Consider the following 15,187-nt stretch of genomic DNA (forward strand, 5'->3'; position numbering starts at 1 on the left):
AAGCATGCTCATCGACACCGTGGTTGGCGATGATCGGCCTCGGTCTCATCGACGAATGGGGTCAGCACCGCCGGTCTATCGAGGTACATGTCGAGGACTGTCGGAACAGCACGTCACACCCCGCAGATGCGTTCACGCTCCGCCTCGCTGAATTCCAACGAGCCCATATGCATTGCCTCGGGGTGTTGTGCCAGTGCACCCAGCCAAGGGTGGCCAGCTCGACGGTCTCGGCCAGGGCATTGTCGCAGTCCCCGACAGTCCCGATGGAAGGCACCGCGCCGATCTCGGCGAGCGGCTCGCCGTAGCGGAGGGACGTGAGCTGCGATCCGGCATCGGAGTGACATCGCAAGCCGCCCAACATGTTTCCCCGCGACCAGCGGGCCATCTCGATCGCATCGAGGACTACCGTGGTCCGCATGCGAGACACGACTGGCCATCGATAGAGGCGACGACTTCTTGTGTTGGCGGTCAAGCTCCGCCCCGAAGAAACTCGCTGCTGGCTTCAGAATCCCGTTGGCACGCTTGAGTTCTCGGTTCTCCTGCTCGAGATCCTGGATCCGTTGTGACTCCGTGGTCGACACCCGGGAGCACGGCCGTCGTCGACGTCAGCCTGGCGAACCCAGGAACGGACCCACTCGATCCCATACCCGAGTTGACAGGCGACCCGCTGCACCGTCCCGTGATCGGTCGCCAACCCTGCCCGCAGGGCCCGTACCATCCGCACTACAGACGCCTTCTCATCGGATGTGCACCTGCGCGTCGTCGGCTTACCTGGCGACTGTTGCTTCGGCATGACTCCATCCTCGTAGCCGAGGTCAGGAGCCTCCAGCGGTACTAGGACGATTCGCGCACGAAAGTGCGCCTCACAGGTTCCTCGATCGGTTGACGAAACGGCCCTCCCGCGGCGAGAACAACCAACCCCCGCCGGCCTTGGTGCCGCCGTCGACGGGCACGTTGTGTCCGGTGACGTAAGCGGACTGATCGGAGGCCAGAAACAACGCGACCCTGGCCTGGTCCTCGGGCCAGCCCAGCCGGCCCACCGGCGCCCATGACGCCCAAAGATGTTCGGCGTCTTCATAACCGGTGAGGTAATCGACCTGGGGGGTCTGGGTTAGATCGCTGCCGATGCCGTTCACCCGAATGCCGTAGCGCCCCACATCCACCGCCAGGCACGTGGTGAAATGCGCGGCGGCGGCCTTCATGGCTCCGTACACCGGGTCCTTGGGGTAGCCGCGCATGCCCTCCACCGAATGCACGTTGACGATGCTGCCGCGGCGACTGTCGATCATCGCTGGCAGGAATGCCCTCGTAACCGCGAAGATGTGGCGCAGGTTGATGTCGTACATCTGCTGCCACGACTGCGCAGTCGATCGTTCGAACGGCACCAGCGGGCGGTAGTCCCCCACGTTGTTGACCAACACGTCGACGCGGCCGTGGGCGTTCAACACGGCGTCGGCCAAGCGTGCGACGTCATCGTCGTCGGTCACGTCGAGCACATGGGTACCGATCACGCCACCGGCCGCGCCCACCTCCGCGCCGATACGTGCGGCGCGCTCCGGGTCGATCTCGGCAACCTCGACGCGGGCGCCGTGTTGGGCGAACAGCCGCGTGATGGCGCCGCCGATACCGTCACCGCCGCCGGTCACGACGACGACCCGGCCGTCGAGCAGACGGTTCCAATCCTCGATTGGGGGGACGGCCTCGGCGTGGCACCGACTGGGGGCCTCGGAGTTATCGCTGGTCATGGCCGCGGACTCTACGCGTGACATGTCCGCACACAACCGCGTTTCCGCTGGACGGAACGGCCGGTCAACGGGTTGCCGCGCGGAATGCCACTACCAGTTCGGTCAGCAGGTCGACGGCGTGCTGCTCGTCGCCGGGCAACGCCAGGGTGACCCGCACATCGCTCACCCCGGCGGCCACCAGAGGCACCGCGGAGGCGACCGTGGCCTTCAGGTCCACCGAACCGTCGGCGCGGTTGATGGTGGTGGCATTGCCCTGCACCTGCAAATCCGTCGGATCGGCGCCGAAGCCGGCCATCGCGTCCTTCATGGTGGCGATGGCCCCCGCCAGATCGTCGCGCGCCGGGCCCCACGGGATCCAGCCGCGGCCGAATCGGCTCAACCGCCGAGCGACCGCGTTGTTCACCGTCCCACTGACCCAGATGGGCACCCCGCCGGCCTGAACCGGCTTGGGCATCAGGTGGATTCCCTGAAACGACAACTCCGGGCTGTCGTAGTGCGCCTGCTGCTGGGCCCACAGCGCCTGACACACCTCCAAGGTGTGGTCGAGCAGGCGTCCCCGCCGCTCGAACGGCAAGCCGGCCGCCTCGTACTCCTCGCGTTGCCACCCCACTCCCACACCCAGGTCAAGCCGCCCTCCCGAGAGCACATCCAACGTAGAGACCTGCTTGGCCAGCACCGCCGGTCGGCGCAAGGCAGCCAACAGCACCGCGGTGCCCAGCCGGATCCGAGTCGTCGTAGCGGCCAACGCGGTCAGCACCGTCAGGGGTTCGAGCCATTGCCCGTCGGGTCCGGTGGGCTGGCGACCGCCGGCGATGCCCCCGACAGCCGGATTGGCATAGGCGTCGGGGTTCTCCCCGAACACGACATGGTCCGAGACCACCACCCGATCCACGCCAGCGACATCCATCGCCCGGCCCAGCGCCAGCGTCGACGACCAGTCGTGGTCGGCGTCGTCGGTGAAAGTTCGCAATTGCAGTGATATCTGGGGATGACCCGACATGGGATCCTTCGCGTTGAACCGGATGAAACGTCGCTAGGCGCCGAGCGACGCCGAGCCCACTGAGTATCACATCGGCAGGTGGCCGCAGTGCGGGCCTGCCGCCCAGTGGGAACCCGACGCTGGGACGTGCCGAGCGGACGTAGGGTCAGCGGGTTGATACAGCAACTTCGCTGCGCGAATCCGCGGCCGCCGGAGAGGGCGATCATGAGTGGACGTCACACCCGACGAAGCGACATACTTGCCGTCGCTGCCGAGCTGTTCGCGCGTAAGGGCGTGGCCAGCACCACCGTCCGCGACATCGGGGATGCAGCCAACATCTTCTCAGGCAGCCTGTATCACTTCTTCGCCTCCAAGGACCTGATCGTCGCCGAGATCCTGGCGACCTTCATGGAGGACGTGCACCACACCTTCAGCGCCGCGGTCGAGGAGGCCACCGACGCCAAGGGCGCGGTGCGCGGACTGATCGGCGCCACCCTCGATGTGATCGACCGCCACCCCCACGCGACGACGATCTACCAGAATGACCGGGCCTATCTGCGTGAACGCGGTCTGCTCGAGCCTGTCGACGAGGCATCCCGCGGGATCCGGGAATTCTGGATGACGGCGCTGAACCAGGGGGTGGCCGACGGTTCATTCCGCGACGATGTGCCCGCCGAGATCTTCTACCGCTCAGCGCGCGACACGTTGTGGTCGACCACCCACTGGCCCATTCGGCCGCGATACTCAACACCCGCACTCGCCGACACCATCTGGACCATGTTCTTCGACGGCTTCGCCAAGGCCACGGTGGTGCTGGAGAACGGGGTATCCAGCACCGCGACCACCTCACCGGCCGGTGAACGGGTTCCACCTGGCGGCACTGAGCCTGCTCGGCGCACCACCTCGGGCGTGTAATGGCACACACCATCGGCATTCAAGAGGGAGCCATGTTTCGTGAATAAGCCTCATCCGCTTGACAAGTACGCCGGCTCATGGGCGCTGATCACCGGCAGCGCGAGGGAGGTTGGACTCGGCTACGCCTTTGCACGTCAGATCGCCAGCCGCAAGATCAATCTCGTCCTGGTCGACGTCCTGGCCGACGAGCTTGAGTCCAGGGCCGCCGAGCTGCGCTCGCGGTACGGCGTCGACGTGCGTGCGATTCCCGCCGATCTCGCCGACCTGTCGGTGTATCCGGAAATCCTGGACGCAGTCAGCGATATCGATGTCGACGTGCTGATCTGCGATCACATGTTCACCCCGCAGGACACGCCAAAGATCCTGGACATGTCGCTGGATGTGCACAACGCGATGATCGACATCAACGCGCGGGCCTACGTCAACCTTATCCACCCCTTCGGGAACCTCATGGTCACACGGGGGAAGGGGGCGATCGTCGTCGTGTCGTCGGGCAGCGGCCTGCTGCCCACTCCGTTCACGGGTTCGTACTCGGCGAACAAGGCATTCCAATCCCTCTTCGGTGAAGCGCTGTGGTTCGAGACCCGCGGCACCGGTGTCGATGTGCTGGTGATGTCGGCGGGATTGATGAGGACACACGGAGATGCGTACTCGAAGTACCCGCAGTGGCAGATCGCCGACCCCAACGACGCCGCCACCGAAGCGCTGCGCGCGATCGGGCGCAAGCACATGGTGATGCCAGGTCACGCGAACCGGTTCTTCACCTTGCTCAATACCCGGCTCATGTCGCGGCGCCGCGCTGTCACGATGGTCGGAAAGTTCATGGCGCGTGGACTGGGGAAGTCGGCCGGGCCAAAGGCAGGCTGACCGGTCGGGCTAGCCGGAGACGGGCCGTGCAGTGACCGCGGCCGGAAGCTCTTGCGAGCGGAACCACTCCCAGCCGCGGCGATCCCAGGCCGTGGCGTGTGGGGCCAGGCGGAGTGCGAACTCGTCCCAGTCGGTGGCACCACTGATGGCCCAGGCCTTCTCTCCCACCCCGGCGAGGCGCGGCATGAGGAGGAATTCGAGGTCGTCGCGATCGGTCACGGTCTCGCCCCACGCGGCGGCTTCGACCCCGGCGACCTGCTCGTCGCTGTCCACGCCGAGGGCAGCGTCGATCGGATCCCACTCCACGCCCTGCCTCAGCGATGCTGGCGGATAAACCGGCAGCCCTACGCGCCTACGCCGCTCCTCCTGTGCCGGGTCGGCCGAGGGTGCCGCGTGGGGACGGTCGAGGTACACGCGGTTCGTCGGCGAGATGAGCAACTTCGCGCCCTGCTCCAGCGCCCTGGGCACGTCCTCGGTCGATTTAGCGAGTGCCTCGAGCAGGATCGGTAGGAACTCCGCCGGCACGGCCGACTGGAACGCCTCGCTGCCCGTGATGCTCTCCGTCTCGGCAGGATCCATCCAGTACTGGACGAGGACATCGCCGTCGATCGCGGCCCGCGCGATCTCCTGCCACCCGACCGCGAGGCGTCCGCGAGCGCGCACCAGCTCGATGACCTTCTCGACGAACGTCGCATGGGCCGTGTCTGGCATTCCGAACGCCTCGTCGCCGCCGATATGCACGTAGGCGCTGGCCGGGAACTGAGAAATGACTGCGTCGAGCACGTCCTCGACGAACGCCCACACCTCAGGCCGACCGGGATCCAGGTTGCTGATCGCTGGCAGCGAGCCGATTCCCTCGGCTTCCAGCGGGCCCGAGCCCATCGGTGTGAGCCCGCCGAGTTCGGGGTAGGCGTGGAACGCCGCTGATGCGTGGCCCGGCATGTCGATCTCCGGCACGACCGTGACAAACCGCTCGGCTGCGTAGGCCACCAGTGCGGCGATCTCGTGCAAACGGTAGAAGCCACCGGGGCGATCACCGAGCGCGCCCCGTGCACCGACCTCGGTCAGCAGTGGTCGGCTCGGGACCTCCACCCGCCAGCCCTGGTCGTCGGTGAGATGCAGGTGCAGGACATTGAGCTTATAGAGCGAGCACATATCGATCACGCGCCGCACGGTCTCGGGTGAGTGGAAGGTGCGGGCCACATCGAGTGAGAGCCCGCGCCACGCGAAACGGGGGCTGTCGGCGATCCGCGCGCCCCGGAGTTCTGCGCGTCCACCCTCGAGTTGGGCGACCAGAAGCTGTCGCAGGGTGGTGGTGCCACGGAAGACGGCTTCGGCCGTGGCACCCCAGACGCGGACGCCGTCGGCGTCGATCTCCAGGGCGTGCCGCTCGTCAGCATCTTCGGTCACCGAGCGGCCGTCTGCGCGCACCCCGCTGGTCGGCGCGAGCCCGGCGAGCCCTCCCTCACTTATCGCGAGCGTGATCGCCGGCGGACCGCCCGGGGCGATTCCTTCCGTCACGACCGGGAGCTCGATCCCTGTGTCGGCCCGCAGATCCGCGGCGAACCGCTGGGCGACGGGTCCGAGGATCGGCCCTAACGCGACGACCGGCATTCCATCGGCGACGATCACGCTGCCATCGGCCAGCTCCATGACGGCTGGGCGGGGGATGACGGGCAATGGCATGTTGCTACTCTCAGCTGCAGTTACTTGTGACGGCTACGTTGCGCTCTGGGCCCATAGCCCACCAAAAACGTTTTCCAGGCTCTGCTCTCGCAGCCCATCCGCGAACTGTCGTGCCACCACCTGATGGGCGCCACCCTCGTCAAACTGCTCGGGCATCATCTCCCGTAGTACCGCAAGGCCGTCCTCGATCCTGGAATTCATGGTCTCAGTTCGCTTTCCCCACATGCCATCACGACGAGATCGGCCGCCCGGTGCCAGCTGTCGGGGTCAATGTCGCATCGGTGGACCAGTGCTAGAACCAGTCCGGACAGCAACAATCCCAGGTCGGTGTGGCTGATCTCTTCGTTGATACAGCCCGCGGCGTGGCCGCGTGCGACCAGTGCAGCCATCAGCTCCCCAATCTCCCACTCGCGGTTGGCGCCTGGCTCCAATGGCGGGGCCACCACCTCCCCCAGCACCCGATCGCCGAGCACACGAAGCATCACCTCATGCACGAAGACCGGAAACTCCGTGGTGATGTCCGGGGCGGCCAACGCCCGGCGTAGCCGGGCCAGCATCCAGTCGATGCGTTCGGCGCTCATCGCCTCCACCAGGCTGGAGCGTGTCGGGAACGAGCGGTATACCGTCGCTCGGCCTACTCCGGCACGCGCCGCCACTTGATCGACGGTCGTCGACATCCCTTGCTCTGCAAACAGTTCGTGTGCGGCCTGCATCACCACGGACGAGTTGTGTTCGGCATCCCGACGCCGACGACGCTGCCTGACGACACCACTGTGGTCGGCTCCGGTCATGGCACCACACTAACCCTAAACGGACGCCGATGTCCAGATAAGTGGACGCGGCCATGAATCAACTCTCACTCCGACAAGACGTTTGGGGGACGCCGGTGCATCTGCTTGCCTCCTACCGGCTCACGCTGTCCATCTGCACGCTGGTCCAGCGAGCCAAGGACCGCACAGCGTGACGGTTGACCGATAGTGGTCGACTGGAAAGTCGCGTATGTGGCGACCATGGCGTGCGTGCCGGTGACAGCCTGCGGCCATGTAGGCATATGGTGCGCATGCCAATTCGGCTCTCGGATGCCTTGGCCCACAGGTGCTTGGATCGGTTGACGACACGGCCCTCACGGGGCGAGAACAGCCCGCAACAGCTGTGCCGCAGGTGGACTGGATCAGAGGCACAACGCGGGTCCCCTCACTCATGACCGACCCGAGAACCGTCTACAGCGGTGCACCGATGGCAGGCGCCGACGGCAGCAGGTCCCCGAGTTCGGCGGCAACCGCGTCAGCGCCACCGAGCGAGAACGCCGCGTCGCGCCCCCAGATGAAATAGCGGTGGATCGGGTAGTCGAGATCGGCGCCCATTCCGCCGTGCAGGTGCTGGGTGGCGTGCACGGTGCGCAGGCCGCCGTGGGAGGCCCACCACTTCGCCACCAACGCGGCGCTCACGGCGGCCTGCTCGTCGCCACGATCCATCAACCAGGCCGCCCGTTGGGCGCTGAGCCGGATCGCGACGGTATCGAGATGGGCATCGGCGGCGCGCATGGCCACGGCCTGGTTGGTGGACAACGGCCGGCCGAACTGGATGCGTTGACTCGTGTACGCCGCGGCCATCGCCAGCGCTTCATGGCAGATGCCTGCCTGCAGGCCCGCGATCGCCGTCCGGCAGCGACCGAGAATCCATGCGCCGACGTCCTTTCCACCCCCGAGGAGGTCGGCCTCGGTCAGGCTGACATCATCGAATGTCACCGCGGCCGCGCTGACCCGGCTGATCACCTGCACCGGGGTGACGGTGAGATGTTCAGTCGGCACGATCGCGACGAGTTCCTCGTCATCGCAGCGCACCGGAACCACGATGGCGTCGGCGACCGCCCCGCCGAACACCAGCGGAAGCTGACCATCGAGGACGATCCGGTCGTGGTGTCGCGTGCCCCGAACCGTCGACGCTCCGGGGGCGCCGGCGACCAGAGTGGTGCCGGCCACCACACCGTCCAGCCACCGGGACCGTTGATCGGCAGTGCCGAACTCGGCGATGGGTAGCGCCGCCCCGGCCAGGACGGGCCACAGCGGAACGGGGGCCACGCGACGGCCCTGCGCCTCCAGGATGGTGACGAGACCGAGCATGCCCAGCCCGGCGCCGCCGACCTGTTCGGGCAGCGCCGCCCCCAGCACACCGGTTTCGGCGAGCGTCGACCACAATTCGGCGTCATGCCCGCCGAGTGTGGACTCGACGTGCTTGACACGTTCGACGCCCGAGCGGTCATCGAAGATCGTGCTCGCCAGCTGCCCGAGCTCGCGAACAGGTTCATCGAGTTCGAAATCCACGTCAGGCTCCTTGTGCTGTTGCGTTGGGGCGTGCCGGCGACGCGGGTTCGCGACGCCGCGGTGACAGGGTCATGCCGAGGTTCTTGGCGGCGACGATCTCGCGCATCACTTCGTTGGTGCCGCCACCGAAGGTGTTGTTCTGGGCGCGCCGCCCGAGGGCTTCGACCCTGCCGTCAATGGCGGCACCCACCGAGCCGTGCCGCAGCTGCCCCGCAGCTCCCAGCACCTCCTGCATCGCGTTGTAGGCGACGACGGAGGCCTCGGTGCCAAAGACCTTGGTCGCCGAAGAATCCCCGCCGTCGAGGGTGTTGTTGGCGACGTCGGCAACCAGCCGCATGTTCATCAGATCGGTTGCGGACAGCAACGCGTAGAGCTCGCCCATCTTCTGCCGGACCCACGGCTGGTCGTAGACGACTCCCCCACCGTGGGGTTCGGTGCGCGCCCACCCCAGGACCTGGGCGAAGAGGTGGTACGCGATGCCGCAGCGCGCAGCCAGTGCGACGCGTTCGTGGTTGAGCTGATTGGTGATCAGCCCCCAACCCCGGTTGATTTCGCCGACCACATTGGACAGGGGCACGCGCACATCGTCGTAATAGGTTGCCGCGGTGCTGATGCCGGCAACGGTGTGGATCTCGGTCACCGAGAATCCCGGTGAGCTCGTCGGCACGAGGACCACCGAGATCCCCTGATGCGTCGGGGCATTCTGGTCGGTGCGGACCGCCAGCCAAATCCAGTCGGCATAGATCCCGGCGCTGGTGAAGATCTTGTTGCCGTTGATCACCAACTCGTCGCCGTCGATGTCGCCGCGGGTCTTCAGCGCCGCGAGGTCGGTGCCGGCCGAGGGCTCGCTGTAGCCGATCGCGAAGATCAATTCTCCGGCGAGGATTGGCGGGAGGAAGAACTCCTTTTGTGCGGCCGTACCGTGCTTCATCAACGCGGGCGCCACGGTGTTCAGGGTGACCAGGGAAAGGGGTGCGTTGGCGCGGACGGCCTCGTCGTAGAACACGAAGAGCGCTTCTGGATCTTCGCCACGCCCACCGAACTGCTCGGGCCAGCCCAGGCCCAACCAGCCGTCGGCCCCCATCCGGCGCAGGATCCGGGAGAACGTGGGTCCACCTTCGGTTTGGTCCACCAGGTCGAGCTGATCCTGCTCGCTGATGATTGCCGCGAAATACTCACGCAGTTCGGTGCGTAACGCCTTTGATCGGTCTGACAATTCCAAATACATAGCGATGTCCGTTTCGAAGGTTAGCGGGGTAGGCCGAGTAGTCGTTGAGCGATGACGTTGAGCTGGATTTCCACGGTGCCGCCGCCGGTCATGGAGGCGGGCAGGGCAAGGTGGTCGGTGGCGTAGTCGGTGTAGGTGGCGCTCACGCACCCGGCCGGGCCGACGACTGACAGCGTGTCGACGCTGCCCTGACGCTGCGCGAGCGCGTTGAACACCTTTTGCACGCTGGTCGCCGCGCCGGTGTCCAGCCCGGACAGCCGCCCCAGGATGGTACGTAATCCGATGGCGGCCAAGGCCATTTCCCGGGCGGTGCATTCGCCGAGCACCCGCAGGGCTTCCTCCGGCGTGGCGACCACGTCACCGTTGCCAATGGCCTGACGCAGGTGCCGCGTCGAGCCGTGCGCGAAATCGTTGCCCATTTTGAGGCGTTCGTTGGCCAGCGTCGTCGTGGCCAGCTTCCACCCATCATTGACCTCGCCGACCACGCAGTCGTCGGGCACGAACACATCGGTAAGGAAGACCTCGTTGAACTCCGAGCGCCCGGTGGCCTGCCTGATGGGCCGTACTTCGACGCCAGGGGATTCCATCTTCACCAGGAAGTAGGAAATGCCTCGGTGTTTCGGCGCGTGCGGGTCGGTTCGCGCCAGGCATGCGCCCCAGTGGGCGACGTGCGCGTTGGACGTCCAGACCTTCTGACCGTTGAGTTGCCAACCGCCGGCGACGCGGCGCGCCGAGGTCGACAAACCGGCCAGATCCGATCCGGCGCCAGGCTCACTGAACAACTGGCACCACACGATTCGGCCGTCCAAGGTGGCGGAGAGGAATCGCTGCTGCTGCTCCGGGCTGCCGTGCAGCAGCAGCGTCGGCAAAACCCACTCGCCCACCACCGTGGTCGGTTGGCGCAGCCCGCGTCGGAGGAACTCCTCGGCGACGACCACCTGTTCCTGCGGCCCGGCGCCGATGCCGTAGGGCGCGGGATAGTGGGGGGCGACCAGACCGGCGTCCGCCAGGACGACGCGGGCGTCCTGCTCGCTCATCGACATGGCGCGGTCGAGCACCTCGCCGACGTGTTGGCGTAGGTCGGCGAACGCGGTGGGATCGACGAAATCATAACTGCGCCGGTTATTCACCGCGGCCGCGCCGAGGGCGTGGGCGCGCTGCTGCCGGGCGCCGGCGGCGCCGGCCAGGCTGACGGCCTTGCGCCAATAGAGGTGCGCGTCGTGCTCCCAGGTGTAGCCGATCCCGCCGTGCAGCAGGACCGCGTCCAGGGCGATATCCCTAGCCAGCTGCAAGGAGCTCACCGCGGCTGCATCGGCGGCCAATTGTTGTTGGGCGGGGTCGTCGCCGATCGCGCGAGCGGCGTCCCACGCGGCCGAGCGCGCCACCTCGGCGTGCACCAGCATCATCGCCGCCTTGTGCTGAACAGCCTGGAAGGATCCGATCACCCGACCGAACTGTTCGCGGCGGGTGATGTGGTCCAGGGACGCCTGTACACACCATTGGGCCACTCCGGCGGCCTCGGCGGCCAACAGCGCGGTGACGACGAGCTCCACCGACGACGCGCTGCACGGGATCACGTGATCGCCAGGGATTTCCAGGTTGTCTACCGTCAGGCGCCCTGCCGGGCGGGTGAGATCGGTGGGTTCCTCGACGGTCACCGATACCGCCACGGCCTGAACGGGTATCGGGATCAGCACATCATGGCCGGTGGACGACTGGGCGCGCATCACGACGATGTCGGCGCCGGGCAGGCCGAGCGCGGTTTCGGTGGTGCCGCTGATGTTCCACCGGTCCCCGACGTTGTCGACGCTCATCCCCCGCGAGCTGACGATGGCCCCGGTCTCGCCGCCGCTGAAACGGCTCAGCAGGCGCGACGCCGCCGGGTGGTCTGGCACTGTCGCCAGCGCCGCGCTGGCCATCACGGTGGGCAGGAAGGGCCCCGGAAACAGGGTGCGTCCCAGCTGCTCGCAAATGACCGCGAGCTCCACCAGCCCGGCCCCTGCCCCACCGACGTCCTCACCGAGGTGGACGCGGTGGAAATCGTTATCCACCAATGATTTCCAGCTCAGCGGTAGCGCGCCGGCGGCGAGGTCGCCGAGTCGGGCCCTGGTGTCCGCGATCGGCGCGTTGCGAGCAGCGAACGCCGCGACCGAATCCGCGAGGCCGTGCAGCTCGCGACTCAGGCCGATGCAGGCAACGGGCAGTTTCATAGCCGCTCCACGATGGTGCACGTGGTGGAGGCGGAGGCGCAGATCGCGATCATCGCCCGCTCGCCATCGCGGCGTTCGAGTTCGTCGATCACGTTGGCCAGCAGCCGAATTCCGGTGGCCCCGGCGGGATGTCCGAGCGCGATGGCACCGCCGTTGACGTTGAGCAGGGTGTCGTCGATGCCGAGCACCGACGCGAACGACATGGGGATGGCGGCGAATGCTTCGTTGACCTCGAACAAATCGAAGTCCCTCACACCCAACCCGGTTCGCTCCAGCAGGCGCTGGGCCCCGTCGATCGGCCCATCGAGCATGTATTCCGGGTCGCCACCCACCACGCATTGGGCTCGCAGTCGCGCTCTAGGAGCGATACCCAGGGCCTTGGCGCGCTGCGCGGACATCAGTAGCGCGGCCGAGGCACCGTCGGAGACCTGCGACGACGTCCCCGCGGTGTGCAAACCACCGTCCTTGGTGGGTCGTAGCCCGGCCAGCGCCTCCAGGCTGGTATCCCGCAAACCCTGGTCGCGACCCACGACCGTGGTGACGTCCCTATCGGGTTCGGTGGGCGCACTGAGCGCGATCACATGACGGTCGAACTTGCCTGCCGCCCAGGCCTCGTGGGCCAGTTGCTGTGAGCGCAGGCCGAACTCGTCGAGCCGCTCCCTGGAGAACCCGCGCAGTGCGGCGATGCGGTCGGCGGCGGTGTACTGATCGGGCATGTCGAACCGCCAGTCCGCCGGACGGGGGAAACCCAACCCGAAGCCACTCTTCGCGGTCAACGACACCCGCGACATGACCTCCACTCCGCAAGCGATGCCGACATCGACGGCCCCGGCGGCGATCTGCCCGGCCACCAAATTCACCGCCTGCAGCGCGGTTCCGCACTGGGCGTCGATCGCGGTCACGCCGCTCGCCGACGGCAGTCCGGCGTGCATCCACGCGCTGCGGGCGACGTTGCCGTACTGCTCGCCGAGCGGGGTCACGCAGCCGCCGATCACCTGGTCGACGAAATCCGCGTCGACCCCGGTGCGCTGCAGCACGGCCTTCTGCACCGCACCCATCAACTCCGTGGCGTGCAGGGTGGACAGCCAGCCGTTGCGCCGCCCGAAGGGCGTGCGCACCGCGTCGACGATCACCGGGGTCATGCGCTGGGCTGCTTCACAAGTGACTGTCCGTCGAGTCCACGCACATCAAGCCCCCAGGCCGCGATCAGGTCCAGGCTCGCGAACACCTGGCCGGTCACCTCCGGCGCACAATCACACAGGGCAACAACGGATTCCACCATCTGCTCCACCGATTCCAACTGATCTGGGCGGATAGTCTCACCGACGAGGGCTTGGGCCCCCTCGGTGAGCACCGCAACCTTCGGACGCACCGCATTCACCCGGACGCCCCGCCCATAGAGCTCAACGCCCAACGCATTGCTCCACCGGACGAGCGCCGCCTTCGACGAACCATACATTCCGGTCGAGGTGCCCGGTGACGTCAGGGTGAACGGCGGACCCGGCCAGACCGAGGCGGTCGAACTGGAGACGTTGACGATGAACCCGCGACCCCGATCCAGCATGGCGGGAACGACCGCATCGGCCAGATCCATGGGAGCAAAGACGTTGGCCTCGTAAGTGATCCGGCGCCGTTTGCGCGCATATCCCACGACGGGTTGATAGATTGCCGCGGCCGCATTGTTGACGAGGATGTCGATGGGCCCGCCCAGCTGCTCGACGGCGCCCGCGACGATGGTGGCGCGCTGATCCTCGTCGGTGAGATCGGCGACCACGGTAGCCACGGTGGTCCCGTACCCGGCGAGTCGCTCGCGTGTCTCAGCCAGGCTCCCCGGCAGGTGGTCGTGCCGCTCGGCGGTGCGAGCGACGATCGCGACGTCGGCACCGCCGGCGGCCAGCCGCTGTGCGATCGCGGCACCGATCCCACGGCTCGCCCCGGTGACGAGTGCCCGTTGGCCCGAGAATCGTTGGCCCATCAGTACTTCCCGGCAAATCGGTGGATGGCGTCGGCGATCCGGTCCACCTCGTCGTCGCGCAGGCCATGGCTCATCCCCAGCGTCATGCCTCGCGCGAAGACCGCGTCGGCCTCCGGCAGACCGCCGGCGGGAACACGATGGCGCACGCCGTCCATCATCGGGTGGCGGGTGATGTTCCCGCTCCACACCGTGCGGGTGTCGATGCCCTCAGCCTCCAGCCACTCCTGCAGGTCGCCGCGGTCGAACGGGGCATCGGCATTGACCATGACGGGGTAGCACAGCCACGCCGTGTCCAGGCCGGGTGCCTGCACCGGGGTCGTGAAGAAGTCCGGGAACGCGCCGTAGGCAGTCGTGTAGCGCGCGAAGATCTCCTTGCGGCGCGCGTGGTTGGCGGCCAACTTGTTGAGTTGGACGATGCCGTAGGCGGCGCCCAACTCCGACGGCTCGAAGTTCCACGGCAGGACGTCGAAGATGAAGTCGTTATCGTAGGGGACCCCATCGAGGTTCTCGCGGAACACCCGTCCGCCGCCGCGGCCGAAGAGATGCGGTTCGCTGCGGCGGCCCCAGCGGCGCAACAGGAGGGCTTTCTCCCAGCTGTCCTCGTCATCGACCATCACCATGCCACCATTGCCGGCACACGTGATGATGTGCGCCATCGCGAAACTGGTGGCGCTGATATCGGCGCGCGCCCCGGTGGGGGTTCCGCCCAAGGTGGCACCCAACGCGTCGCAAGTGTCCTCGATGACCTTGAGCCCGTGGCGGCCGGCGACCGCACGGATCGCATCCCAATCGGGGGCATTGCCGGCCAGGTTGGGGATCAGGATGGCGCGGGTCTTGTCGGAGACCAAGGCCTCGATCTGGGCGGCGTCGACGTTGTAGGTGTTCGGCGCGACATCGACGAACACCGGCACCAACCCGGCCCGCACGATGGGCGCCACGTCGGTCGAGAACGTCAGCGGTGAGGTGATGACCTCACATCCCGGCTCCAACCCCAGTAGTTCGACGGCCAGATACAACGCCGACGAGCCGGAGTTGCACATCACGCCGAACTTCTTGCCGCTCAATTCCGGCACGCGGGTTTCCATTTCGCGGACGTTCCGGCCGATCCGCAGCCCCTGGTGGCCGCTGCGCAGCACCTCCAGGACGGCGGCTATCTCGTCCTCGCCGTGGGTGGCGCGGGCATAGGTGATGCGCTCGAGGGGTGTCTGGTACGTCACCGGTTCCTCCTGATCGTGGGTTGGCTCAATCATGGCGTGAA

General features: G+C 67.0%; 13 protein-coding genes and 1 pseudogene. 2 read left to right on the forward strand and 12 right to left on the reverse strand.

The window, feature by feature from the left end; all coding sequences use genetic code 11:
• Positions 1 to 175: 175 nt before the first annotated feature.
• From G6N13_RS23180 to G6N13_RS23190, 3 genes and pseudogenes are all read right to left on the reverse strand, one after another.
• Positions 176 to 793 (reverse strand): annotated as a pseudogene (locus G6N13_RS23180) (transposase); the annotation flags it as partial.
• Positions 794 to 863: 70 nt separating this feature from the next.
• Positions 864 to 1,745 carry an SDR family NAD(P)-dependent oxidoreductase gene (locus G6N13_RS23185; protein WP_163701040.1) on the reverse strand — a complete coding sequence of 294 codons (882 nt, stop codon included), beginning with the start codon at positions 1,743 to 1,745 and terminating at the stop codon, positions 864 to 866.
• Positions 1,746 to 1,809: 64 nt separating this feature from the next.
• Positions 1,810 to 2,745 carry a TIGR03619 family F420-dependent LLM class oxidoreductase gene (locus tag G6N13_RS23190; protein ID WP_163701043.1) on the reverse strand — a complete coding sequence of 312 codons (936 nt, stop codon included), beginning with the start codon at positions 2,743 to 2,745 and terminating at the stop codon, positions 1,810 to 1,812.
• A 204-nt stretch (positions 2,746 to 2,949) separates the two neighbouring features.
• Between G6N13_RS23190 and G6N13_RS23195 the strand changes: the two genes are divergently transcribed.
• Both G6N13_RS23195 and G6N13_RS23200 read left to right on the forward strand, forming a co-directional pair.
• Positions 2,950 to 3,639, forward strand: a complete 690-nt coding sequence (locus tag G6N13_RS23195; protein WP_163701046.1) for a TetR/AcrR family transcriptional regulator — start codon at positions 2,950 to 2,952, stop codon at positions 3,637 to 3,639.
• A 39-nt stretch (positions 3,640 to 3,678) separates the two neighbouring features.
• Positions 3,679 to 4,506: an SDR family NAD(P)-dependent oxidoreductase gene (locus G6N13_RS23200; protein WP_163701049.1), complete on the forward strand. Its 828-nt coding sequence runs from the start codon at positions 3,679 to 3,681 to the stop codon at positions 4,504 to 4,506.
• A gap of 9 nt (positions 4,507 to 4,515) precedes the next feature.
• Here the strand turns inward: G6N13_RS23200 and G6N13_RS23205 are convergent, their stop codons facing one another.
• The 9 genes from G6N13_RS23205 to G6N13_RS23245 form a co-directional block, all read right to left on the reverse strand.
• The gene (locus tag G6N13_RS23205) at positions 4,516 to 6,192 is read right to left on the reverse strand and encodes a beta-N-acetylhexosaminidase (RefSeq protein WP_163701052.1); all 1,677 of its coding nucleotides are present in this window, start codon (positions 6,190 to 6,192) and stop codon (positions 4,516 to 4,518) included.
• A gap of 33 nt (positions 6,193 to 6,225) precedes the next feature.
• Entirely contained in the window at positions 6,226 to 6,393 is a 168-nt protein-coding gene (locus G6N13_RS23210; RefSeq protein WP_163701055.1) for a hypothetical protein, read from the reverse strand.
• The gene (locus G6N13_RS23215; RefSeq protein ID WP_163701058.1) at positions 6,390 to 6,983 is read right to left on the reverse strand and encodes a TetR/AcrR family transcriptional regulator; all 594 of its coding nucleotides are present in this window, start codon (positions 6,981 to 6,983) and stop codon (positions 6,390 to 6,392) included. The genes G6N13_RS23210 and G6N13_RS23215 overlap by 4 nt, the downstream gene beginning before the upstream one ends.
• A 429-nt stretch (positions 6,984 to 7,412) precedes the next feature.
• The gene (locus G6N13_RS23220; protein ID WP_163701061.1) at positions 7,413 to 8,516 is read right to left on the reverse strand and encodes an acyl-CoA dehydrogenase family protein; all 1,104 of its coding nucleotides are present in this window, start codon (positions 8,514 to 8,516) and stop codon (positions 7,413 to 7,415) included.
• Between the two features lies 1 nt (position 8,517).
• On the reverse strand, positions 8,518 to 9,744 hold the full coding sequence (locus G6N13_RS23225) for an acyl-CoA dehydrogenase family protein (protein WP_163701064.1): 1,227 nt from the start codon (positions 9,742 to 9,744) through the stop codon (positions 8,518 to 8,520).
• Positions 9,745 to 9,764: 20 nt separating this feature from the next.
• Complete coding sequence (locus G6N13_RS23230) at positions 9,765 to 11,954, reverse strand: acyl-CoA dehydrogenase family protein (RefSeq protein WP_163701070.1); 2,190 nt, start codon at positions 11,952 to 11,954, stop codon at positions 9,765 to 9,767.
• The gene (locus tag G6N13_RS23235) at positions 11,951 to 13,096 is read right to left on the reverse strand and encodes a steroid 3-ketoacyl-CoA thiolase (RefSeq protein ID WP_163701073.1); all 1,146 of its coding nucleotides are present in this window, start codon (positions 13,094 to 13,096) and stop codon (positions 11,951 to 11,953) included. Before G6N13_RS23235 ends, G6N13_RS23230 begins: the two co-directional genes overlap by 4 nt.
• On the reverse strand, positions 13,093 to 13,929 hold the full coding sequence (locus G6N13_RS23240) for an SDR family NAD(P)-dependent oxidoreductase (RefSeq protein WP_163701076.1): 837 nt from the start codon (positions 13,927 to 13,929) through the stop codon (positions 13,093 to 13,095). Before G6N13_RS23240 ends, G6N13_RS23235 begins: the two co-directional genes overlap by 4 nt.
• A complete protein-coding gene (locus tag G6N13_RS23245) occupies positions 13,929 to 15,179 on the reverse strand; it encodes a DegT/DnrJ/EryC1/StrS family aminotransferase (protein WP_163701078.1) in 1,251 nt (416 codons plus the stop codon). Before G6N13_RS23245 ends, G6N13_RS23240 begins: the two co-directional genes overlap by 1 nt.
• Positions 15,180 to 15,187 lie beyond the last annotated feature (8 nt).

Origin of the sequence: Mycolicibacterium sarraceniae, assembly GCF_010731875.1 — a bacterium.
Lineage (GTDB): Bacteria > Actinomycetota > Actinomycetes > Mycobacteriales > Mycobacteriaceae > Mycobacterium > Mycobacterium sarraceniae.